This window comes from Mangrovicoccus sp. HB161399 (assembly GCF_013184745.1).
Taxonomy (GTDB): Bacteria; Pseudomonadota; Alphaproteobacteria; order Rhodobacterales; family Rhodobacteraceae; genus Mangrovicoccus.
This window is the reverse complement of sequence record NZ_JAATVU010000001.1, coordinates 95,004-117,316: the sequence shown is the minus strand read 5'-3', so window position 1 is coordinate 117,316 and position 22,313 is coordinate 95,004. Positions and strand designations below refer to the sequence as shown.

The window sequence follows — 22,313 nt, the reverse complement described above, 5'->3', positions numbered from 1 at the left end:
CATGGCCGAGATCAAGGATCCGGAAAACACCATCATCATCGAGCTGAAGGACGGCCCGGTTGTCATCGAGCTGCTGCCGGACGTGGCGCCGAAGCATTCCGAGCGGATGAAGGAACTGGCGCGCGCCGGCAAGTACGACAATGTCTGCTTCCACCGCGTGATCGACGGCTTCATGGCGCAGACCGGCGATGTCGAGCACGGCAACATGGAAGAGGGCTTCAACATCCGCCGCGCCGGCACCGGCGGCTCGGATCTGGACGACCTGCCGGCCGAATTCTCCAAGCTGCCGCATGACCGCGGCACGCTGGGCGCGGCGCGCTCGATGAACCCGAACTCCGCCAACTCGCAGTTCTTCATCAACTTCGCCGACAACCACTTCCTCAACGGCCAATACACCGTCTACGGGCGCGTGCTGTCGGGCATGGAGCATGTCGACAAGATCGTGCGCGGCGAGCCGCCGGCAAGCCCCGACCGCATGATCGCGGTGAAGGTCGCTGCCGATGCGTAACCTGGTTGCGGCCCTGGCGATCCTGGCGGCCGGTCCGGCGCTGGCCACCGGGCTCGACATCCAGATCGCGGGCGAGGCGTCGGGCACGGTCCATGTCGAGCTGTTCGACGATGTTGCGCCGCTGCATGTCAAGCAGCTGACCACCCTGGCCAAGGAGGGCGCCTATGACGGCGTCGTCTTCCACCGGGTGATCGACGGCTTCATGGCGCAGACCGGCGATGTCCAGTTCGGCGATTCCACCGACGAGCATTTCGACATGCGCCGGGCGGGTACCGGCGGCTCCGAGCTGCCGGATCTGAAGGCCGAGTTCTCGGACAAGCCCTTCGACCGCGGCACCGTCGGCATGGCGCGCGCCTCCGATCCGGACAGCGCCAACAGCCAGTTCTTCATCATGTTCGCCCCGGCAGGCCATCTGAACGGCCAGTACACCGTGGTCGGCGAGGTGACGAAGGGCATGGACGTGATCGACGCGATCAAGCGCGGCACCGGCCGCAATGGCGCGGTGGTCGGCGAGCCCGACCGCATGGTCAAGGTCACCGTGACCGAGTGATCTCCGGAAGGCCGGTCCCGTGGGGCCGGCCTTCCCCTTTCCGGCGCGGGGCCGGGCCGCTACCACTCCAGCGCGGCAATCTCCTCCGCCAGCCCGCGGTTCGCGGCGGCGATGACCCGCCCGCCCCGGAGCGCAGGGGCATAGCGGCCGCCATCGGCCAGGACGCAGCCCCCGGCCTCTTCCAGCGCCAGCACCCCGGCGGCATGGTCCCAGGCGTTCATCGAGCTGTTCACCGAGAAATCGGCCTGTCCCGATGCCAGCATCCGGTATTCGTGGCAGGAGCAGCGCAGCGCGCGGGCGCTGCGCACCGGCTCGAAGGCGCGCATCAGCCGGGTGCGTCCCGGTCCGTCGGCCAGATCGAGCGGCAGGCTGCCCTCGGCCGTCGCCAGGGTCGCTCCGCCGCGCGCGCAGAGCCGCCGCCGCGCCCCGGAGGCGGTCACGTGATGCGCCCCGCCGCCGCGATGCGCCAGCACCCAGTCATCCATCGCCGGGTCGTAGAGCAGGCCGAACACCGTCTCTCCGCCCCGCGCGACTGCAAGGATCACGCCGAACATCGCCAGGCCGCGGGCGAAGTTGAAGGTGCCGTCGACTGGGTCGATGATCACGCAGGTCTCCGCCCCTGCGATGGCGCCGAGCAGGGCGGGGTTTTCGGAGACCGCCTCCTCGCCCACGACCTCGCAGCCCGGCAGGATCGCGCGGGCACCGGCGGCCAGCGCGGCCTCCGCCTCGCGGTCGGCGATGGTCACCAGGTCGGTCGGATCGGCCTTCGACGCGATCTCCGCGGCGGCGAGATTGCGGAAGCGGGGCAGGATGACCTCCCGGCCCACCTGCCGGACAAGGGCGGTCAGCGCCGCGGCCTCTGCCTCCGCCAGCAGCGCCGCGCTCACAGCCGAACCAAGGGTTCGAAATGGTGCATGTGCTCGAAATTGCACAGCTCGACCTGTCCCAGCCGGATGTCCTGCAGCCGCGCGCCGTGCCGCGCGAAGAGGTCCCGCGACAGCGCCGCGACCTCGTGCGCCTCTTCCTCGGATAGCCAGCGCAGCAGGTAGGCCAGGGTGATGTGGAACGTGTAGGTCGCGTAGCCTTCCGGGTCGATGCCGGTCGCCTCGCGCAGCCGCGCGCGGGTGTCGCGCAGCCCGGCCTCGTCCGGGCCGATGCCGTCCACCGTCATCGAATGGCCGGCGAAGACCTCCAGCGCGCGGATGCGGCGGCTGGCGGGCAGCCCGATCCCCTTGAGCCGCTGCTTCAGCACCGCGGTCACCTGGTTGCGGGTCGCGGTCCGGTCCACGCCACCGGGCCAGTCGAAGCGGTTGGCAAAGGGGCCGGAGATGCCCTGGAACACGGTCATGTGCAGCGACTCGCCCGGCAGGAAGGTGAAACAGCCGGCATGCGGCCCGGCCTTCAGCCCCGCCTGGATGTCCGCCAGCGCGGCATGCGCGTCGCTCCCGGGGTCGACATGGCAGATCATCGTGTTGCCGGGCCAGATCAGCAGCTGGCCTTCGGGGGTGAACTTGCCGCCCCCGCCGGGCTGAGAAATGCCCGGAGGCACGGACAGCTCCGGGCGGGTGCGGCCGGTCAGGTACTCGATCGGGTCAGGACGGAAGGTGGTCATGCTCTGCTTTCATGGTCGCGGGGGCGGCAGCGGCGGCGAGGGCCCTGCCGGTGGAAATGTCGAAGAGATGCAGCGCCGCGGCGGGCAGGGCGATGCGGAGGGTCGCGGCGGTCCCGGCCGCCTGGCCGGGCCCGGTGGCCAGGCGCAGCGCCGTGCCGTCGCCGAGGCGCAGCGTCAGGACGCAATGCGCGCCGAGATCCTCGCGCCAGGTGACGGCGGCGGGGATGCCGCCCGGCGCGGCCTGCACCTGCTCGGGCCGGATGCCCAGGATCGCCGGGCCGCGATGCGGATGGCGGGCCAGCGCGGTGCCGTCGGACAGGCGCAGATGGCTGCCGTCGCCGGTCACGTCGATCAGGTTCATCGCCGGGGAGCCGATGAAGCCTGCCACGAAGGCGGAGGCCGGGCGGTGGTAGATCGCTTCGGGCGTGTCGAACTGCTCGATCCGGCCCTTGTTCAGCACCATGATCCGGTCGGCCAGCGTCATCGCTTCGACCTGGTCATGGGTGACGAAGACCGAGGTCGCGCCGATCCGGCGGTGCAGCCCGGCCAGCTCCATCCGCATGTCCTGGCGCAGCTTGGCGTCGAGATTGCTCAGGGGCTCGTCATAGAGAAGCACCTGCGGCTCCCGCACCACGGCGCGGGCGATGGCGACGCGCTGGCGCTGCCCGCCCGAAAGCTGCCCGGGACGGCGGCCGAGATAGTCGCCCAGCTCGACCAGCTTCGCGGCTGCGGCGACGCGGGCCATGCGCTCGGCCTTGGGCACGCGGGCGACCTTCAGCGCATAGCCGATATTTTCCGCAACGGTCATGTGCGGGTAGAGCGCATAGCTCTGGAACACCATGGCGAGACGCCGGTTCTTCGGCTCCTCCTCCTGCACCTCGCGCCCGGCGATGGTGATGCGGCCCGCGGTCAGCCTCTCCAGCCCGGCGATGCAGTTCAGAAGCGTGGATTTCCCGCAGCCCGAGGGGCCGAGGATGACGGTGAATTCGCCGCCCTCCAGCTCGGCATCGAGGCCGGGGATCACCGGGGCGCCGCCATAGGATTTCACCAGCCCGTGCAGGCCGATTCCGGCGTTGGAACGGGTTTCCGGCATGGTCATTTCTCCGAAAGGGTCAGGCCGCGGACGATCCGGCGCTGGAACAGCGCGATCAGGATCAGCGGCGGCAGGGTCACGAGGATCGCGCCGGTCATCTGCAGCGGGAAATCGGGAATGCGCTCGGCATCTTCCTGCAGCCTTGCAAGGCCGACCACGGCCATGGTGCGCGCGGGCGAGGAAGCGGCAACGAGGGGCCACATGTACTGGACCCATGCGCTGATGAACATGTAGATGCCCAGGGCGGTCAGCGGTCCCTTCGACAGCGGCAGCAGGATGTCCCGCAGGAAGCGCAGCGGTCCGGCGCCGTCGATGATCGCGGCGCGCGCCAGCTGCGGCGGGATGGTGCGGAAGAACTGCACCAGGATCAGCGTGCAGGAGCCCTGCGCCATCATCGGGACCGAGATCCCGGCATAGGTGTCGAGCAGGTTCCACTGCAGGTCGAGCGGCGCGCCGAACAGCGCGCCCCACCAGCCGCCCATGTTCGCCACCGCATCGAGCGGAAGCGCGACATTGGCGGTCACCTGGTAGGCGGTGATGATCATCAGCTCCAGCGGCAGCATGATCGAGGCGACGACCGCCGCATAGACCAGTCCGCGGCCGCGCCCGGCGAAGTAGACGACGGCATAGCTGGTCGTCACCGCCAGCGCGATCCGCCCGGCGGCGGTGATCGCGCCCACGATGACCGAGTTCAGCGTCTGCCGCGGCAAGTCGGTGCGGGTCCAGATCTCGCGGAAGTTCCCGGCGAAATGGGTTCCGGGGACCAGCGAGAAGTTCCGGGCCAGGAAATCCTCGTAGCTCTGCGTCGCGGTGATCACCACGACGGCGAGCGGTGCCAGCACGAAGGCGAGCCCGGCAATCAGGATCGCCGTTGCGACGCGGTCGATGGAGCGGGTGTTCTCGATCATCGGTCGTAATTCACTTTCCGCTCGAGGAAGAGGTACTGCACGCCGGTGACGCAGGCGACAAGCGCCATCAGGATCACCGTCTGGGTGGCCGCGCCGGACAGGTCATAGGCTTTGAACCCGTCGGAATAGATCTTGTAGACCAGCAGGTTGGTGGCGCCGCCGGGGCCGCCCTGGGTCATCGTGTCGATCAGCCCGAAGCTGCCCGAAAGGCTGTCGGCGACCTCCAGCACGATCACCACGAAGAGCTGCGGGCCCAGCAGCGGCAGCTGGATGTCCCGGAGGCGGCGCCAGGGCCCCGCGCCGTCCATCGCGCCCGCCCTGTGCAGCTCCTGCGGGATCGCCTGCAGGCCCGCGAGCAGGATGATGAAGCTGAAGGGGATCGCGTTCCAGACATTGGCCGCGAACAGCATGATGTAGGTGTGCAGGACGTTGGTGCGCGGGTTCCAGAAGCCCGGCCAGAGATCGTTCAGCGGCGCGAGGATGCCGAGGAACGGGTTGAGGATGAAGACGAAGATCACCCCGATCGAGGCCGAGGCGACGGCCTTCGGCCAGATGAAGACGTTGCGCGCCAGAGGCGAGACCTTCAGCGCCCGGTCGGCGGCCAGCGCCAGGACCAGCGCGGCGGCGACCGAGGTGCCGGAGGCCAGCACCATGTAGAGCAGCGTCGCGCCCGCAGACGACCAGAATTCGGACGAGCCCAGCACCCGGCGGAAATTGGCAAGCCCGACGAATTGCGAGCCGCCGCCGAAGGGCTGCTCCAGGTGGAAGGCCCAGCAGAAGGCGAGGATGATCGGCAGGTAGAAGAACAGGAAGAGCACGATCAGCTGAGGCGCGGCCAGCCCCCACAGGAGGAAGCGCGCGCGGAAGATGGCCTGTTTCATGGGCGGGTCCTTCGGCGGGGGAGGCAGCCGGCGCCGCAGCGCCGGCCGGGACGGGATCAGGGCAGCTCGGCGCCCTGGTAGGTCTGCTCGAAGCGGCGCAGCAGCGCGTTGCCGCGGTCTGCCGCGCTGTCTAGCGCCGCCTGCATGGACTGCCCGCCGGTGAAGGCCTTCTGCGTCTCCTCCATGAAGATGTCGCGGAACTGCACGTAGAAGCCCAGCCGGATGCCGCGGCTGTCCGCGCCGCCGGGCTGGTTGAGGGAGTCCACGCCGATCCTGGCGGTGGCGAATTCCAGCGACCCGGCCCGGTCGGAGGCCTCCAGCGCCGCCAGCGCGCTGTTGGTGACCGGCACGTAGCCGGTGGCGCGGGTGAACTCGATCTGCTGCTCGTCCAGCCGCAGGAAGTCGAGGAAGGCGCGTGCCGCGTCGTATTCGGCCTCCGAATGGCCCTTCATCACCCAGATCGAGGCGCCGCCGATCAGCGTGTTGTGCCGCTCGTAGCCCTCGTACATCGGCGCCATGGCGATCTCGACCTTGTCGCCGAGCGCCGCGAAGGCTGCGCCGTAGGAGCCGGTCGAGCCCTCCATCATCGCGCATTCGCCGGTATTGAAGGCGGTGGTGTACTTGCCCGCCGCGGTGTCGGCATCGAGCTTCACCAGCCCTTCCTCGCGCCAGCCGGCGAGGTTCTGCAGGTGCTGCGCCACCGGGCCGGCGTTGAAGGTGTATTCGGCATCGAGCCCGCCATAGCCGTTGCTTTCGGTGGCGATGGACAGGCCGTGGCGCGCCGAGAACTGCTCCAGCACGCGCCAAGGATGGGCGTCCGTCGCGAAGGGGCAGTCGACGCCCGCCGCCTTCAGCGCGCGGGCGGCCTCGGCCACGCCTTCCCAGGTCTGCGGCAGCGCATCGATCCCGGCCTTCGCCAGCAGCTCGCGGTTGCCGTAGAAGATCAGGGTGGAGCCGTTGTAGGGCTGCGAATAGAGCGCGCCCTGCGAGGTCTCGTAATAGGAGCGCGCGCCGGTGATGTAGTCGCCCCAGTCGGCCCCGGGCTCGAAGTCCTGCACCGGCATGACCGCACCCGAGAGCATCAGGTCCAGCGTGCCTGCGTCGAAGAACTGGATCAGCGCCGGGTGCTGGCCCGAGCGGTAGGCGGCGATCGCCTTCTGCATGGCCGTCTCGTAGCCGCCCAGGCCGACGCAGGTGGCGCGGTGGTCGTCCTGGGCTGCGTTGAAGGCGGCGCAGGCGGCCTGGATGGCCTCCTCGCCGGTGCCGGTATTGCCGTACCAGAACTCGATATCGGCGGCGTGGGCGGCGCTGGCGGCCATGAACGCCAGCGCGGAAAGGGTGGATGTCTTCGGCATGTCGGTTCCTCGGAGAACGGGGGGCAGGGAGGCCGGACTCGGCATGCGCCTTACTTACTCAGAATGTGTGACAACAGAGTGACGCTGGGTATCATGCGCATATCCTGCTTGAAAGCCGGTCATCGCGCATGAAATGTGAGGACATGACCGCCCTGTTCCGCACCTTTCCCCATGACCCTGCCGCGCTGCTGGCGCCGCGCTTCCGCCGCGCGGGCGGCGCGCCGGCCAGCCGCAGCGAAAGGCAGCTGCTGGCGCTGCTTTGGCAGGAGCCCGAACAGACGCGCGCGGCGCTGACCGGGCGGATGGACATGGCGCAGCAATCGGTGCACCGGCTGCTGTCGGGGCTGCAGGAGGACGGGATGATCCTGTTCGGGCCGCTGGAGCCGCCGCGGCACAAGGGCAAGCCCAGCCCGCGGCTCCTGCTCAATCCGCGCTTCGGCTGCGCGCTCGGCGTGTCGCTGGATACCGACCGAGTGGGGCTGGCCTGCATGGATTTCGCGGGCGGCCACCTGGCGCGGCAGTTCCCGATCGCGGGCGACAGCGTCGAGGCCGTGCTGGACCGGATCGAGGCGGAATTCGCCGCGCTGCTCGACCAGGCGCGGTTCGGGCAGGGCGACGTGCTGGGCGTGGGCTTCTCGATCGCGGGCTACCTGATGAAATCCGGGCGCTACAACCCGCCGGATCCGCTGGTCCACTGGTCCGAGGTCGACCTGGCGCGGCGCGTGTCCGACCGCTTCGGCCTGCCGTGCTGGACCGACAACAACGCGAACACCGCCGCGCTCTGCGAGGCGATGTTCGGGGTCGGGCGGCGGGTCCGCAATCTCGCCTACCTGTCCTTCAACTACGGTTTCGGCGCCGGGATCATCGCGGAGGGCGACCTGATGCGCGGCGGCTTCGGCAATGCCGGCGAGATCGGCATGATCTTCACCCCCGAGGAGGCCGCGGTTCGGCCCGCGCTCGGCCTGCTGCTGGCGCATCTGCAGCGCGGAGGCCATGACATCCGCGGCATCGCGGATCTGGAGCGCGCGGCGGACTGGCCCGAGACGGCCGCCTGGGTGGCGCAGGTCATGCCGCAGCTCAACCGCGTGCTGAACGCGCTGGCCGCGGTGGCCGATCCGGAATGCATCGTCTTCGGCGGCCAGATCCCGCGCGCGCTGGCCCGGGCCTTCATCGGCCGCGCGGAATTCTACGCCCGGCCGCGGCACGGCCATCTGAACCCTCTGCCGGAACTGGCCGTCTCCTCCCTGGGCGGCGAGACACCGGCGGTCGGCGCCGCCTGCCTGCCGCTGCGGGCGCTGGCCTTCTGAGCCTGCCTGCCGGGAGCCGGAAGGAAAGAAGGCCGGTTCGGGGAACCGGCCTGTCTGAGCGCAATGAAAGAGGGAGGGACATCGGGCTGGCAGGCCCTTCGTCGCCGTCCTGTCTACCCCAGGCAGCCGTCCTGGGGTATTGCGGTATTCCCTACTGCTACGTCAAAGCGGCTCGGTCACCCGTTCCAGCCAGGCCGCGGCGCCACGGCTGACCAGAGGCGCCAGCCGGTCGCAGGTTTCGGCATGGTAGGCATTCAGCCAGGCGCGCTCGGCTGCGGTCAGCATGTCGGCAAGGATCATGCGGCGGTCGAAGGGGACATAGGTCAGGGTCTCGAAATCCAGCATCCTGCGCGCGGCATCGCCGCCGGACAGCGCGGGCGCCTCCTTCACCACGATCAGGTTCTCCAGCCGGATGCCGAAGGCGCCGTCGCGGTAGTAGCCGGGCTCGTTCGACAGGATCATGCCGGGCTTCAGCTCTTCGGCGCTGACCCGCGAGATCCGCTGCGGGCCCTCGTGGACCGACAGGTACTGGCCGACGCCGTGTCCCGTGCCGTGGTTGAAGTCCTGCCCGGCCTGCCAGAGCGGCATCCGCGCCAGCGCGTCGAGGTCGCGCCCGGCAAGTCCCTTCGGGAAGCGCGCCATCGAGATCGCGATCAGCCCGCGCAGCACGCGGGTGTAGCAGGTCTTCTCCTCCATCCCGGCGCTGCCGACGGCCATGGTGCGGGTGATGTCGGTGGTGCCGTCGAGATATTGCCCGCCGCTGTCGACCAGCACCAGCTCGCCCGCCGCGAGCGGACGGTCGGTTTCCTCTGTGACGCGGTAATGCATGATCGCGCCGTTCGGCCCGGCGCCGCAGATCGTGTCGAAGGAGATGTCGCGCAGCTTGCCGGTGGCGGCGCGGCACTCCTCCAGCTTCTTCACCACGTCGATCTCGGTCAGGGGCTCGCCGCCCGCGGCGAGCGTGTCGGTGGCCTTCTCCAGCCAGGCGAGGAATTCGACCACGGCAGCGGCATCGCGGGCATGGGCCTGGCGTGCGGCGGCGATCTCCGTCGCGGACTTGCAGGCCTTGGGCAGCAGGCAGGGCTCGCGTCCGAAGACGATGTCGGCGCCTGCGCCGACCAGCGCGGCATGGACCGCGACCGGCACGCTCGTCCTGTCGATGCGCACCTTGCCCGAAAGCTTCGACAGGGCAGGGCCGAAGGCCCCGGGCTCGTGGATGCGGATGCCCGCGCCCAGGTGGTTGCCGAGGCCTGCCAGCTTCTCGGGGGCCATGAACAGGTCGACCGTCGCGTCGGCATTGAGCACGGCGAAGCCATGGGCCACCGGCACGCGGGGAATGTCGCCGCCGCGGATGTTCAGCAGCCAGCAGATGCCGTCGGGCTGGGTCAGCACGGCCGCGTCCTCGCCCGCCTCGGCCAGCGCTTCGGCCAGCTCGCGGCGCTTGTCGTCCTGGGACTTCCCGGCCAGCTCGGCGGGATAGGCGGTGGCCGGCGCCATCGGCGGCGGCGGCTGGTCCTCCCAGAGCCGGTCCACCGGGCTGGGCGATTCCACCAGCGTGACCGCCGTGCCCGCCAGACCGGCGCGCAGCGTCTCGATCTCCTGCACCGTGTGCAGCCAGGGGTCGAAGCCGATCTGCGCCTCGCCCGCGATCTGGCTCTTCAGCCAGTCGGCGGGGCGGGTTTCCGGCCAGTCCACCGGGGTATAGGCCTCCAGATCGCATTGCGCCCGCGCCTGCAGCCGGTAGCGCCCGTCGACGAAGACCCCGGCGATCTCGGGCAGCACGATGGCGAAGCCCGCCGAGCCGGTGAAGCCGGTCAGCCAGGCCAGCCGGTCGTCATGGCCGGCGACATATTCGCCCTGGTGCGCATCGGCCCGCGGGACGATGAACCCGTCGAGCCCGTCCTCGGCCAGCGCCTTGCGGAAGGCGGCGAGGCGCGGCGGTCCCTGGTCCGGGCTGGCGGTGGAGGTGAAGCTCTGGAACACGCGCGGTCCCCCTCTGACTGGTCACGCCCTTGGCCTAGCGCGTGCGGGGGACCGGCGCAACGGCGCGGCTGGCCGCATTCGCGGATCAGCCGCGGCGGCCCCTCCGGCGCGCCGGAATGGCCAGCAGCGCGGCGCCCGAGGCCAGCGCGAGCAGGCCGGGCGGCAGCGGCACCTCGGGCAGCGGATCGCCCTCCAGCCGGAAGCTGTCCAGCACGACCTGGAATTGCAGCGCGTTCAGGCCGTTGGGGTCCTCGGCGAAGCCGAAATTCATGAAGGCCCGGTCGAAATCGCCCAGGTCGAGGCTTTCGTTCAGCAGCGCGTCCGGGCCGAACAGGCCGGCCGCCGGTCCGCTGATCTGGACATTGAAGCTGGCGACCCCGGCGTTCAGCTCGCTGCCGTTCAGCAGGATCGGCTCCACGGCCGGGTTCCAGGGATCGGAGGCGAGGAAGCCGCCGGCATTTGCATCGGCATCGTTGTCGAGCGCGGTCGCGCCGAACAGGCTGCCGGTGGGGGCGGTGTCGCGGCTGTTGTCGACCTGGAAGATGCCGCCGCCGATCCCGGCCGACTGCGCGGTGCTTTCCGCGGCGGCGAAGGAAAAGGCGTTGCCGCGGGCGATGGCGGTGATCCACATCGGCATGTCGGCGGAGAAATACTGGTCGGGATCTGCCGGGCGCTCGTCCGGATGGGCGATGTCGTAGGCGAAGCTGCCGGTGACCCGGTCGTGGAGCTGCAGGCCGATGTCCAGGTTGTCCCCGCGCTGCGCGGAGACCGAGCTGACCCGGCCGGTCCATTCGAAAGTGATCGGCGCGGCACCGGCCGTGCCGGCGGAGATCAGCGCCGCGCAGGCTGCAATCCAGATTTTCATGTCCCCTCCCGTTTGCACGCGAGGGTAGCATGGCTGCGCCGTCCTGTCGCCCAGGCGTGCGGAACGGAAGGCCCGCCGGCCCGCCGGGGCGGGCCGGACCGTCAGGCGACCCGGTTCATGCCCAGGACGCGCGCCCGCGCCCGCGGATCGCTGTCGAAGAGCGAGGCAAGCTGTTCGGTCATCGCCCCGGCCAGCTGCTCGACATCGGTGATGGTCACCGCACGCTGGTAGTAGCGGGTCACGTCATGGCCGATGCCGATGGCGATCAGCTCGACCGCCTTCTTCTTCTCGACCATGGCGATCACGTCGCGCAGGTGCTTCTCCAGGTAGTTGGCCGGGTTGACCGACAGGGTGCTGTCGTCGACCGGCGCGCCATCGGAGATCACCATCAGGATCTTGCGCGCCTCGGGCCGGGCGATGACGCGCTTGTGCGCCCATTCCAGCGCCTCGCCGTCGATGTTCTCCTTCAGCAGGCCTTCCTTCATCATCAGTCCCAGGTTGTTCCGGGTCCGGCGCATCGGCGCGTCGGCCTGCTTGTAGATGATGTGGCGCAGGTCGTTGAGGCGGCCCGGCTGCTGCGGCCGGCCGGCGTTCAGCCATTCCTCGCGGCTCTGCCCGCCCTTCCAGGCGCGGGTGGTGAAGCCGAGGATCTCGACCTTGACCGAGCAGCGCTCCAGCGTGCGCGCCAGCACGTCGGCGCAGATCGCGGCGATCGAGATCGGGCGGCCGCGCATCGAGCCGGAGTTGTCGAGCAGCAGCGTCACCACGGTGTCGCGGAACTCGGTGTCCTTCTCGATCTTGAAGCTCAGGGGCGTCGTCGGGTTCGCCACCACGCGCGCCAGCCGGCCGGCATCGAGGATGCCTTCCTCGCGGTCGAATTCCCAGGAACGGTTCTGCTGTGCCTGGAGCCGCCGCTGCAGCTTGTTGGCAAGGCGCGACACGGCGCCCTTCAGCGGCTCCAGCTGCTGGTCGAGATAGGCGCGCAGCCGTTCCAGCTCGGCCGGTTCGGCAAGGTCCTCTGCGCGGATTTCCTCGTCATGCTCGGAGTTCCAGACGGCGTAGCCCGGATCGGCCTCGGACACGGGCGGCGGGGGCGGCGGATCGAGCGGACCGGCGCCGTCGGGCAGATCGGATTCCTCGCCCATCTCGGCATCGGCCATCTGGTCCATGACCACCTGGGCCTCGGACTGGTCGCCGGCATCGTCCTGGCTCTGCTCGGGGGCGGCCTCGTTGTCCTGCGGCGCATCCTCCTGCTCGCCGTCATCGCCCTCCTGGTCCTGCTGGTCCTCCTGGGTCTCGGCCTGGTCCTCGGGCTCTTCCTCGTCCGACAGGTCCGGATCGTCGCCCAGCTGGTCGCCGTAGCCCAGATCCTCGATGATCCGCCGCGAGAAGCGCGAGAACGCGGCCTGGTCCGACAGCACGCGGTCGAGATCGCCCAGCGTCTCCTGCGCCTGTCCCTCGATATGCTCGCGCCACAGCTCCATCACGTTGGCGGCGGCGGGCGGCAGCTCGCGCCCGGTGGCGAGATGGCGGATCAGGTAGCCCGCGGCGACGGCAAGCGGCACGTCCTTGGGGTCGGTGACCGTGGCATAGCCCTTGCGCTCGGCTTCCCAGGAAATCTTGGCGTCGATGTTCCCGGCGGTGCCCGGCATCACGCGGGCGCCCATCGCCTCGCAGCGCGCGGTCTCCATCGCCTCGTAGATGTCATGCGCCAGCTGGCCCTGCGGGGCATAGCGGGCATGGGTCGCATCGTCATGGAACTTGCGGTGCAGCGCATAGGCATCCGCGGTGCCGCGGGCCAGCATCACCTCGGCACGCGACATCCGGCGGCTGATCTGCGGCAGCCGCATCGCGTCGGCGGTCATGCCCGGCGGGTCGACCGAATAGCTCACCGTCATCTCGGGATCGTCGGCCATGACCTTGGTCGCTTCGGCCAGGGCCTTCTTGAACGGATCGGCGGGATTGTCGGAGGGCTTGGACATCTGGATTACCTGCGCTTGCGTCTGCCCTGCGTGCCACAGGCAGCGGCACGGGGCAAGGCCGCGGCCCCGGCGCGGGGCGCGCGGCAGGGCGGCGGCGCCTCATTCCGCCCAGAAGGCAGGCATGGCGCGCAGCCGGTCCCATTTGCCCTGTGCCGCCGTCCACTGGGTCCCGGCCTCGCGGCCGAGCCCGTCGAGCAGCCCGGCCAGCGCCTCCGCCGCGGCAGGCGTGGCGGGGGCCAGCGGGCCGCCCTCGGCCGACAGGGTTTCCAGCATGGCGATGTCGTTCATCCGGCCGAAGGTCTCCTGCAGGCGCTTCAGCCGCTTGAGGAACTTCGCCGGGGCCTTGCCCGGATGCAGCGGCGCGGCGAATTCCGCCTGGTAGCGCAGCAGCTTGAGCGCCTTGCGCAGCGCATGGCGCGCCTCGGTATCATGCCCGGCAATGCCGCGGGCGCGCCTTTCGGCCTTCGCCCAGCTGCGCTCCAGCGCGGCGGCGGCCAGCGGCTGGGCATCTCCGTTCAGGCTGTCCCATCCGGTCGCCTCGGCATGGCGACCGAGCGCCAGCAGGAAGCGCTGCACCCGGACCGTGCCGAGAATCCCCTGCAGCACCGGGCGGTTCGCCGCGGCCCGCTTCGCCGCCTGGTCGCGCAGCGCGGCCAGCGCGGGGTTGCCGCCCGCCGCCGCCGGGTCCAGCAGGTCGGACAGCGCCACGTCGAGATCGCGCTGCAGCCCGGCGAGCCCGCCCAGCCACCTCGCTTCGGCCTCCAGGTAATCGGCGGCATCGGCGTCGGGCAGGGGCGCGAAGAGCTTGAGCGCCGCGCGCAGCCGCCGCAGCCCGATCCGCAGCTGGTGCGGCCCCTCGGGGTCGCTGCCGTGGCGGACCGCCCCGACATTGGCATGGATCTGCGCGGCGCAGTCGCGGAACACCGCCGCGGCGGCCTCGCCGGCCTGCATCCCGGGTTCCAGCGCCACTTCGGCGGCATGGAGCGGCTGCGGCTCGGGCGCGATCCGGCCCTCGGCGGCCAGCAGGTAGCCGCGCGCCGATTTCGACAGCGTCGAGGGGGCCGCCCCGCCATCGGGCAGCAGGTCGGCCGCCAGGTCGTAGAGCGCGCCGAGCGGGCCGGATTTCAGCTCCAGCTCCAGCTCGCGGAACGGCTCTGAGAGCGGACCGGCGGCAATTACGCCTTCGTCCAGCGCGACCTCCACCGCCGCGCCGCCGGGGCCGTGGATCACCAGCTGCAGCCGCTCCATCCGGGTCTCGCAGACCGGGTGCAGCATCCGCCCCTTCAGCGCCTTTTTCACTGCCTTCTGCAGCCGCGCGTCGGGAATGGCGCCGAGATCGAGCATGGCGTCGGGCATTTCGGCCTCGGCCTCCTCGGCGCGCTGCAGCCCGCCATGGTTCTTCGCCTTGGCCTTCACCGTCTGGATCCATCGCTCGCCGTCGCGCCGCATCCTCAGTGCCAGCCCGGCCTTCTTCAGCCGGTGCCGCCGGGTGTCGAAATAGACGCTGTGCAGGATGTGGCGCTCCGCCGGGCCGAGCCGCTCCAGCCTCTCGCGCAGCAGCGCGCAGGATTGCGGGTCGAGGGCGAATTTGAGTTCGGTCTCTGGCATGATGCCCGGGATCTACGCCGCGGCGCCCGGTTCTTCAATGCAAAGCGGCTGCGGCGCAGGCGGCATGGAACCCGGCGGCGGGGCCGCGGCTTGGCTTTCCGACGGAAAGACGGAGAACGCGATGACCAACGGCAAACCGATCGGCCAGGTGCGGCTGACCTTCGACCCCGACGCCCATGACGAGGAGGTGCATCTCGACATCTCAACCGCCACGCGGCACGGCGATGCGCTGCTGCTGAGCTGCGACGAGACCGCGGGCATCGAGCGGCTGACGCCGGACAAGGAGGGCTGGGGCAGCCACGCGCATTTCCCGCTGGGGGAGATTTTCGACCTGCCGGACGGGCCGGACGGCGAGATGGACATCGAGGGGCTGGCGGTCGACGGCGACTGGCTGTGGATCACCGGCTCGCAGTCGCTCAAGCGCGGCAAGCCCGATCCGGACGACGATCCGGCGGAGCGGCTGGAGGACATGGCCGAGATCAAGTGGGACGGGAACCGGCAGTTCCTCGGCCGGGTGCCGCTCGAGGCCGGGCCGGACGGGCCGGTGCCGGTCAGGGCGGACGGGCCGCGCAAGGCCTCGATGCTCAAGCCGAAGAAGCTGGGGCGGCTGCGCAAGTGGCTTGCCGGCGACCCGCATCTGGGGGCGTTCCTCGACATTCCGTCGAAGGATAACGGGCTGGATGTCGAGGGCGTCGCGGCGCGCGGCGACCGGGTCTGGCTTGGCCTGCGCGGCCCGGTGCTGCGCGGCCACACGGTGATCCTGGAGATGCGGGTGAAGGAGACCTCGCAGGGCTGGCTGAAGCCGCGCAAGATCGACGGCGGGCGGCGCTACGTGAAGCACCTGCTGCCCCTGGGCGGGCACGGCGTGCGGGATCTCGCGCTCGACGGAGACGACATGCTGGTGCTGACCGGCACGCCGCTCGCCTCCGGCGGGCGCTCGGCGATCTGGCGCTGGAAGGACGGCACCAAGGCGCGCGCCTCCGGCGTCCGCGGCGCGGGCGAGGTCAGCCTGGCCAAGGAGCTGCCCTACCTCGGCAACACCGACAATCCCGAGGGGCTGGTGCGCTGGCAGGACGGCACCTGGATGATCACCCATGACAGCCCCGAGGACCACCGGATCGGCGGCGGGTGCTGGCTGGAGGCCGACATCTGGGCGCTGGACGGCTGATCCCGGCCGGCGCGATCGGCGGTTTCCAGCGCATGGCGGGACGGCAGGGGCGGCTGCGGCGCAGTTGCCCCTTGCCGGTAAAGCTAGCGCTAACTATGTGGCTACGCGGCCGCGCGCGTTTAACTGGACGGTAACGCGGCAAGCCCTAATTCCGCCTTACCCCCAACCGCACACGGAGTTCTGTGCCATGTTCGATTTCATCCAGTCCGTTGTCACCAATCCTGTCTGCATGGGCATCGTCGCCTTCTACTTCACGGTCCTGGCGATCCGCGTCCGCGCCTGACGGAACCCTGCCCGGAGCGGCCCCGGCCGCGTCCCGGACATGCGAAGGCCCGCCCCCTCCCCGGGGCGGGCCTCGCCGTTCCGGCACCGCGCCCGCGCCGGGTCAGCCCATGCCGGGATCGCGGTCGGCCGACACGTCCCCGTCATCGAAGAGCGCCAGAGAGCGGTCGTTGAAGATCACGGGGCGGTTCTCGGCGCTGCCCTGCGCGGCAGTGTATTTCACCCGGTCGATGCGGGCGCCCTCGGCGTCGTAGAGGTAGATCACCCCGCCCTGGTTCGACAGCCGCAGCGGCGCCACCGGCGACAGGCGCAGCGCCTCGCCGGGCAGCAGGCTTCCCGACAGCTCCCGGCGCTTGCGCTTCTCGTCGCTGACCGTCCAGCCCGACAGGTCGACCGTGCCGCCGGTCAGGTTCAGGATGGTGATCCATTCGCCCAGATGCTCGTCGCCGGCGGCATTGACCATCGCCGCGGCGATGTAGACCGCGACCTCGTCGTCGCGGACCACCTCGCGGGTCTCGCCCTCGCGGATCACTTCTTCGGGCATGTCGACCTCGCGCCGCTCGGGCAGGCGGGTGACGTTCAGCGCGGCGGCGGCGGGCGAGGGGTTGAAGAAGATCGGGTTGGTGTCCGGCAGCTGCGGATCGAACAGCAGCCCGGTGCGCTCCTCGATCTCGGTGACCGACACCTGGTAGCGCTGGTTGTCCTGCATCTTGCGGCCCGACTTGTCGCGCAGCGCCGCCGCGTCCTGCGGCATCAGGAAGGCGCGCACCTGCGGCACCCCGGCCTGGACATAGGCGATCACCTTGAAGAAGGCCGAGGGCACCAGCGCGGTCGGCCGTCCCGGCGGGGTGACCGAGCGGGGATTGCCGCCGAAGACCGGGCCGGAGATCGAGGTGATCTTCTGGTTGTCGGTGCCGGTGAAGTCCTTCACCCAGTTCTCCAGCTCCAGCCATTCGTCCTGGTTGAAGTTCCGGTGCTGCAGCGTGGAGTTCGAGAAGAAGAACGTGTCGTCCGAGGCATGCTTGGCTTCGCGGCCCGACGCGCCCCAGGCGGCCGCGGCGCGGCGCGCCAGATGCCCCCGGTCCCAGGGATTGTCGAAGTAGTAGTCGTTGTTCAGCTGGAACGCGTCGCCGATCCGCGTGTCGGTGCGCCAGTCATTGCTGCGCTCCACCGTCTTCAGCGACGCCTGGTCGATGTTGAGCGCGGCATAGAGCGGCGTGCGCAGCTCGCGGTGCATGGCGACGGTGTAGTTGGCGTAGTCCGCCAGATGCCCGTCGCGCAGCAGCGGCTGGCCCTGCAGCACCTTCTCCACCAGCTCCGGGCCGAAGCCGGGCAGCTCCAGGCGGAAGCCGTCGCCGAGGAAATCGGGCCGGTAGCCCGTCTTGGTTGATGTCAGTGTGGGTGTGCCGGTCACGGCCGTCCTCCTCCTTGCGCAACTTGCTGCAGCGGAGAGGACGGCCGGAAGGCGGCAGGCGCCCGGGGCCGCCGCGGACGGATCCGCGGATCAGACGGAGAGCGACGCGGCGCTCTCGGGCAGCTCCTCGTCGAAGCAGCGCTGGTAGAACTCGGCGACGGTCTGGCGTTCCAGCTCGTCGCACTTGTTGAGGAAGCTCAGGCGGAAGGCATAGCCGATGTTGCGGAAGATTTCCGCGTTCTGCGCCCAGGCGATCACGGTCCGCGGGCTCATGACGGTCGAGAGGTCGCCGTTCATGAAGGCGGTCCGGGTCAGGTCGGCGACCGTCACCATCTGGCTGATCTGCTTGCGTCCCGCCGCGGTGTTGTAATGCGGGTTCTTGGCCAGCACGATCGCGGTCTCCGCGTCATGCGACAGGTAGTTCAGCGTGGCGACCAGCGACCAGCGGTCCATCTGGCCCTGGTTGATCTGCTGGGTGCCGTGATAGAGGCCGGTCGTGTCGCCGAGGCCTACGGTGTTCGCCGTGGCGAAGATGCGGAAGGCCGGGTGCGGGGTCAGGACGCGGTTCTGGTCGAGCAGCGTCAGCTTGCCGTCTGTCTCCAGCACGCGCTGGATCACGAACATCACGTCCGCGCGGCCGGCATCGTATTCGTCGAAGACGATCGCGCAGGGGTTCGACAGCGCCCAGGGCAGGATGCCTTCCTGGAACTCGGTGACCTGCATGCCGTCCTTGAGCTTGATCGCGTCCTTGCCGATCAGGTCGATCCGGCTGATGTGGCTGTCGAGGTTCACCCGGACGGCCGGCCAGTTCAGCCGCGAGGCGACCTGCTCGATATGCGAGGATTTGCCGGTGCCGTGATAGCCCTGGATCATGACGCGGCGGTTGTGGGAGAAGCCTGCGAGAATCGCCAGCGTGGTGTCGGGATCGAACTTGTAGGTCGGGTCCATCTCCGGAACGCGGTCGGATCCTTCGGCGAAGCCCTTCACCTTCATATCGGTGTCGATGCCAAAAACCTCGCGGACCGAGATTTCCTCGGTCGGCCTTGCACTCATATCCATCGTTCCGTCCGCCATGTCCGTCCTTCGGTCTTTCGTCTTCGGGATGCAACATAAGGCGGTGGCGTGCAAGGGGAGCCGCGACAAATCCGCGTCCCGGGGCCGGGCGGGGCCGCCTCCTGCCTGCTTCCTTTGCGCTCGCGCCGCCGCCGGGCGTGGCCGGGAAACGGCCAGCGCCGCCAGCCCCGCGACCAGCAGGACCGCCTCCGGCCGGCAGCGGCACCGCCGCCGTCACGGCGCCCGCCTCCCGCGGGGCGGCGAGGATCATCAACATCGGCGGCGGCCCCTGCGCCGGACCGTCCGCCCGGGCGCCTTCCATCAGGCAGAGCCCGCCGGAGAAGTCCGACATCCGGAGCCGCCCGCGCCCGTCGGTGCCGAAGCCGATGATCTGGCCGGGCATCCGCTCGGGCGAGGCCACGTCCCACGGCGTCAGGTCGGCGGCGGTGGCGGTCTCCAGCGCGGCATCGAAGGACCAGATCCGCGGGCTGTCCGCGCCGGGCTGGAAATCGGCGAAGGCATGCTGGCCCTGCAGCGCGGCAAGCGGACCGCGGCAGACCTCGCCGCCGATGATCGAATGGCCCTCGAAATCGCCCGGCCCGTGCAGGCATTCCCAGAGCGGCCCGGCCAGCGTGCCGGACTCGGCCAGCGTGCCGACATGGCCGCGTCTGCCCTCCTGCGCCGGCCAGCCGCAATTCGCCCCGGCCGCGCCGATGTTCGGCTCCTCCGCCGTGACTTTGCCGGCATCGGGAAGGAAGCGGCGCCCGGTCGCCGGGTCGAAGCGCGCGCGGTAGGGGTCGCGCAGCCCGGTTGCCCAGAGAACTGGCCGGGCGCCGGGGCCGAAATCCGGGTTGTCCTGCGGGATGCGGTAGCTGCGCATCGGATTGGCGGGGAAATCGTCGCCCGAGACGTCGAGCCGCAGCATCTTGCCGAGCAGCGAGCCGGCATCCTGCGCGACCGACAGCCCCGCCTGCTCCGAATGGCTGTCGCCGGTGGTCAGGTAGAGCATCCCGTCCGGCCGAAGCCGACCGCGCCGCCGAAATGCGATCCTGTCATCCGCCCGGTGGCGCTGTCTATTGCGATCACGTTCTGCCGGGTGGCCGCCGCGAGATGCAGCTCGCCCTTCGCCGTCAAGGTGGCGGTGTAGCGGACCACGCGGTTGCGCGCGGCCGCGTCGGAATAGCTCAGGCAGACATGGCCGGTCGCGGCGAAATCCGGCGCGAAGGCCAGGTCATAGGCCCGGCGCAGCCCCGGCGGCGCGTTGCGCGCGTTCAGCAGCTGGCTCCCGGCTGCCCGCACCGGCCTGCCGCCCGAAGTGTCCCAGGTGCCGATCCGGCCGTTCAGCCTCGGCACGTTGGCACGGCCGCGCGCCGGGTCTGGATCGCCGAGAACTGCCGTGGCCAGGCCCCGCGTCTCTCCCTTGGCGCGCGAGGAGAAGCCCTGCGTCGCCGCCTCCGCCGCCTGGAGACACGCGCAGCAAAGAAGTGCGCAAGTCCTGCCCTTGCCGTCACGAAATGCCCTTTCTCCGGGGCGTGTCCGGCCGAAATGCCTGGCCCCGAGGAAAGCTCGGGGCGGCGGGCCGCGCAATCTCTGCCTTGCAGCAACCCCACGCGACGGTGATCGGCGGCGGGCCGGGCAGGGCGGAACATGCCGCCGGCGCCCGGTGTTTTTCCCGCAGCTGGGGCCGCGGCCCCGCAGATGGATGGAAAGGAGACCGATATGGCCCGCTTCGAGGGAAAGACCGTGATCGTCACTGGCGCAGGCTCCGGCATGGGCGCGGCCGCCGCGCGCAAGTTCGCCGCCGAGGGGGCGAAGGTGGCGCTGGTCGGCCGCCATGCCGAGGGGCTCGCGGCCGTGGCGGCGGAGCTGCCCGGGGGGCGCGCCATGACGGTCGTCGCCGATGTCACCCGCCCCGAGGACACCCGCCGCGCGGTCGAGGAAGTCACCGCCCGGTTCGGCAGGGTGGACGTTCTGGTCAACAATGCGGGCGTGGCCAGGACCGGCCGGATCGAGGACTTCCCCGAGGCGGACTGGCACGCCGTCATAGATACCGACCTGACCGGCGTCTACCACATGACCCGCGCGGCCTGGCGCGCGCTCAAGGCGGCAAGGGGCAACGTGGTCAACACCTCTTCGGTCTCCGGGACGGGGGGCGACTGGGGCATGTTCGCCTATGACGCGGCGAAGGGCGGCGTGACCAACATGACCCGGTCCCTGGCGCTGGACTACGCGACCTCGGGCATCCGCGTGAATGCGGTGAACCCCAGCTACACCCGCACCCGCATGGCAGAAGGCATCGAGGGGAATGCCGGGCTGAAGGCCAAGTTCGCCGAGCGGATCCCGATGGGCCGCGGGGCCGAGCCCGAGGAGGTCGCCGACGTGATCGCCTTCCTTGCCTCCGACGAGGCGCGCTTCGTCAACGGCGTGAACCTGCCCGTCGACGGCGGGCTATCGGCCTCGAACGGCCAGCCGCCTCAGGCCTGACGCCGCGCCCGGATCGCCTGGCCCGCAGCCCAGCCGGAGGACCAGGCCCACTGGAAGTTGTAGCCGCCGAGCCAGCCGGTCACGTCCATCGCCTCGCCGATGACATGCAGACCGGGGGTCCGGCGGCTTTCCATCGTCTTCGCGTCCAGCCCGCCGGTATCGATGCCGCCCAGCGTCACCTCGGCCTTGCGGTAGCCTTCCGAGCCGGTCGGCTTCAGCCGCCAGTCGGCCAGCCCTGCGGCGAAGGAATGCAGCAGCTTGTCGGAGCAGTCCGCGAGATTGCCCTTCAGCCCGGCCTCCGCGGCGACATGCTGGGCCAGCCGCTTCGGCAGCGCCTCGGCCAGAACCGTGGCGATGTCGCGCCGTCCGGCCTTCTGCCGCTCCGCCTTCAGGAAGGCGAAGAGATCCGTGCCAGGCAGGAGATGGACGGAGATGTCCTCCCCCTCGCGCCAATAGCTCGACACCTGCAGAACGGCGGGCCCCGAGAGCCCGCGATGTGTGAAGAGCAGCGCCTCCTCGAAGCCCGCGCCGCCGCAGGACAGCCGCGCCGGGCACGCCACGCCCGAGAGGGCGGCGAAGCGGTCGCCGAAAGTCAGCGGCACCAGCCCCGGGCGTGTTTCCGTCACGGCCAGTCCGAACTGCTCGGCGATCCGGTAGGCCAGCCCGGTCGCGCCGATCTTCGGGATCGACTTGCCGCCAGTGGCCAGCACCAGCGCATCGCAGGTCACGGTCCGCCCGCGCCCCTCGCGGGACAGCCGCAGCCGGAACCGGGTGCCGTCATGGGCGACCTCCTCCACCGAGGTCGACAGCCACAGCTCCGCCCCGGCGGCGGCCATCTCGGCCGTCAGCAGGTCGATGATCTGCACGGCGCTGTCGTCGCAGAACAGCTGGCCCAGCGTCTTCTCGTGCCAGGCGATGCCGTGGCGCTGCACCAGGTCGAGGAAATCCCACTGGGTGTAGCGCTTCAGCGCCGACTTGGCGAAATGCGGATTGCCGGAGATGTAGTTCTCCGCCGCGGCATGCATGTTGGTGAAGTTGCACCGCCCGCCGCCCGAGATGCGGATCTTCTCGCCGGGGGACGCGCGGTGTTCGATCACGACGCTGCCCGGCCCGGCATGTGCGGCGCACATCATCCCGGCGGCGCCGGCGCCGAGGATCACGGTGGGAAGATGCTGCGTCATGTGCGGTGTTCCGTTGCTGCGCTGCCGCCCGGCGCGGAATTGCGCGGCCGGGCAGGACATACCCAGCCGGAGACGATAG

The 22,313-nt window shown here is 70.2% G+C and carries 19 protein-coding genes and 1 pseudogene; 5 read left to right on the top strand and 15 right to left on the bottom strand.

Features of this window, described 5'->3' with window-relative positions:
• The first annotated feature begins 1 nt into the window (after position 1).
• Both HCC78_RS00540 and HCC78_RS00535 read left to right on the top strand, forming a co-directional pair.
• A complete protein-coding gene (locus HCC78_RS00540) occupies positions 2–508 on the top strand; it encodes a peptidylprolyl isomerase (RefSeq protein WP_172326779.1) in 507 nt (168 codons plus the stop codon).
• The gene (locus HCC78_RS00535; protein WP_172326778.1) at positions 501–1,058 is read left to right on the top strand and encodes a peptidylprolyl isomerase; all 558 of its coding nucleotides are present in this window, start codon (positions 501–503) and stop codon (positions 1,056–1,058) included. Before HCC78_RS00540 ends, HCC78_RS00535 begins: the two co-directional genes overlap by 8 nt.
• A gap of 59 nt (positions 1,059–1,117) precedes the next feature.
• Here HCC78_RS00535 and HCC78_RS00530 read toward each other — a convergent pair whose 3' ends face one another.
• The 6 genes from HCC78_RS00530 to HCC78_RS00505 are packed head-to-tail and all read right to left on the bottom strand — an operon-like array spanning position 1,118 to position 6,907.
• Complete coding sequence (locus tag HCC78_RS00530) at positions 1,118–1,945, bottom strand: inositol monophosphatase (RefSeq protein ID WP_216670978.1); 828 nt, start codon at positions 1,943–1,945, stop codon at positions 1,118–1,120.
• Complete coding sequence (locus HCC78_RS00525) at positions 1,942–2,670, bottom strand: DUF1868 domain-containing protein (RefSeq protein ID WP_172326777.1); 729 nt, start codon at positions 2,668–2,670, stop codon at positions 1,942–1,944. Before HCC78_RS00525 ends, HCC78_RS00530 begins: the two co-directional genes overlap by 4 nt.
• On the bottom strand, positions 2,651–3,763 hold the full coding sequence (locus tag HCC78_RS00520) for an ABC transporter ATP-binding protein (RefSeq protein WP_172326776.1): 1,113 nt from the start codon (positions 3,761–3,763) through the stop codon (positions 2,651–2,653). Before HCC78_RS00520 ends, HCC78_RS00525 begins: the two co-directional genes overlap by 20 nt.
• Positions 3,764–3,765: 2 nt before the next feature.
• Entirely contained in the window at positions 3,766–4,671 is a 906-nt protein-coding gene (locus HCC78_RS00515; protein ID WP_172326775.1) for a carbohydrate ABC transporter permease, read from the bottom strand.
• Complete coding sequence (locus tag HCC78_RS00510; RefSeq protein WP_172326774.1) at positions 4,668–5,552, bottom strand: carbohydrate ABC transporter permease; 885 nt, start codon at positions 5,550–5,552, stop codon at positions 4,668–4,670. The genes HCC78_RS00515 and HCC78_RS00510 overlap by 4 nt, the downstream gene beginning before the upstream one ends.
• 56 nt (positions 5,553–5,608) lie before the next feature.
• Positions 5,609–6,907 (bottom strand): extracellular solute-binding protein, encoded by a 1,299-nt coding sequence (locus tag HCC78_RS00505; protein ID WP_172326773.1) that lies wholly within the window; start codon positions 6,905–6,907, stop codon positions 5,609–5,611.
• Between the two features lie 143 nt (positions 6,908–7,050).
• Here HCC78_RS00505 and HCC78_RS00500 point away from each other — a divergent pair, with 143 nt between their 5' ends.
• Positions 7,051–8,214 carry an ROK family transcriptional regulator gene (locus HCC78_RS00500; protein ID WP_172326772.1) on the top strand — a complete coding sequence of 388 codons (1,164 nt, stop codon included), beginning with the start codon at positions 7,051–7,053 and terminating at the stop codon, positions 8,212–8,214.
• Positions 8,215–8,376: 162 nt separating this feature from the next.
• On the opposite strand, the gene HCC78_RS00495 is transcribed toward HCC78_RS00500, so the two are convergent.
• From HCC78_RS00495 to HCC78_RS00480, 4 genes are all read right to left on the bottom strand, one after another.
• Positions 8,377–10,197, bottom strand: coding sequence for a M24 family metallopeptidase (locus tag HCC78_RS00495; protein ID WP_172326771.1), 1,821 nt, complete (start codon positions 10,195–10,197; stop codon positions 8,377–8,379).
• Positions 10,198–10,282: 85 nt separating this feature from the next.
• On the bottom strand, positions 10,283–11,062 hold the full coding sequence (locus HCC78_RS00490) for a hypothetical protein (RefSeq protein ID WP_172326770.1): 780 nt from the start codon (positions 11,060–11,062) through the stop codon (positions 10,283–10,285).
• Positions 11,063–11,163: 101 nt separating this feature from the next.
• A complete protein-coding gene (gene cobT, locus HCC78_RS00485; RefSeq protein WP_172326769.1) occupies positions 11,164–13,044 on the bottom strand; it encodes a cobaltochelatase subunit CobT in 1,881 nt (626 codons plus the stop codon).
• Between the two features lie 99 nt (positions 13,045–13,143).
• Positions 13,144–14,652 carry a CYTH and CHAD domain-containing protein gene (locus tag HCC78_RS00480; RefSeq protein WP_172326768.1) on the bottom strand — a complete coding sequence of 503 codons (1,509 nt, stop codon included), beginning with the start codon at positions 14,650–14,652 and terminating at the stop codon, positions 13,144–13,146.
• A 121-nt stretch (positions 14,653–14,773) separates the two neighbouring features.
• On the opposite strand from HCC78_RS00480, the gene HCC78_RS00475 reads away from it, so the two are divergent.
• Positions 14,774–15,820 carry a DUF3616 domain-containing protein gene (locus HCC78_RS00475; RefSeq protein WP_172326767.1) on the top strand — a complete coding sequence of 349 codons (1,047 nt, stop codon included), beginning with the start codon at positions 14,774–14,776 and terminating at the stop codon, positions 15,818–15,820.
• A 385-nt stretch (positions 15,821–16,205) separates the two neighbouring features.
• Here the strand turns inward: HCC78_RS00475 and HCC78_RS00470 are convergent, their stop codons facing one another.
• The 4 genes and pseudogenes from HCC78_RS00470 to HCC78_RS00455 form a co-directional block, all read right to left on the bottom strand.
• Positions 16,206–17,516, bottom strand: coding sequence for a DNA/RNA non-specific endonuclease (locus HCC78_RS00470; RefSeq protein ID WP_216670977.1), 1,311 nt, complete (start codon positions 17,514–17,516; stop codon positions 16,206–16,208).
• 90 nt (positions 17,517–17,606) lie between these two features.
• Positions 17,607–18,590 (bottom strand): cobaltochelatase subunit CobS, encoded by a 984-nt coding sequence (gene cobS, locus HCC78_RS00465; protein ID WP_172326766.1) that lies wholly within the window; start codon positions 18,588–18,590, stop codon positions 17,607–17,609.
• Positions 18,591–19,302: 712 nt separating this feature from the next.
• Positions 19,303–19,578 (bottom strand): annotated as a pseudogene (locus HCC78_RS34670) (PQQ-dependent sugar dehydrogenase); the annotation flags it as partial.
• Positions 19,566–19,922, bottom strand: coding sequence for a hypothetical protein (locus HCC78_RS00455; protein WP_172326765.1), 357 nt, complete (start codon positions 19,920–19,922; stop codon positions 19,566–19,568). The gene HCC78_RS00455 and the pseudogene HCC78_RS34670, both read right to left, overlap by 13 nt.
• A gap of 366 nt (positions 19,923–20,288) precedes the next feature.
• Between HCC78_RS00455 and HCC78_RS00450 the strand changes: the two genes are divergently transcribed.
• Positions 20,289–21,053: an SDR family NAD(P)-dependent oxidoreductase gene (locus tag HCC78_RS00450; protein WP_172326764.1), complete on the top strand. Its 765-nt coding sequence runs from the start codon at positions 20,289–20,291 to the stop codon at positions 21,051–21,053.
• Here HCC78_RS00450 and HCC78_RS00445 read toward each other — a convergent pair.
• A complete protein-coding gene (locus tag HCC78_RS00445) occupies positions 21,044–22,234 on the bottom strand; it encodes an NAD(P)/FAD-dependent oxidoreductase (RefSeq protein ID WP_172326763.1) in 1,191 nt (396 codons plus the stop codon). The genes HCC78_RS00450 and HCC78_RS00445 overlap by 10 nt on opposite strands.
• Positions 22,235–22,313: the final 79 nt, after the last annotated feature.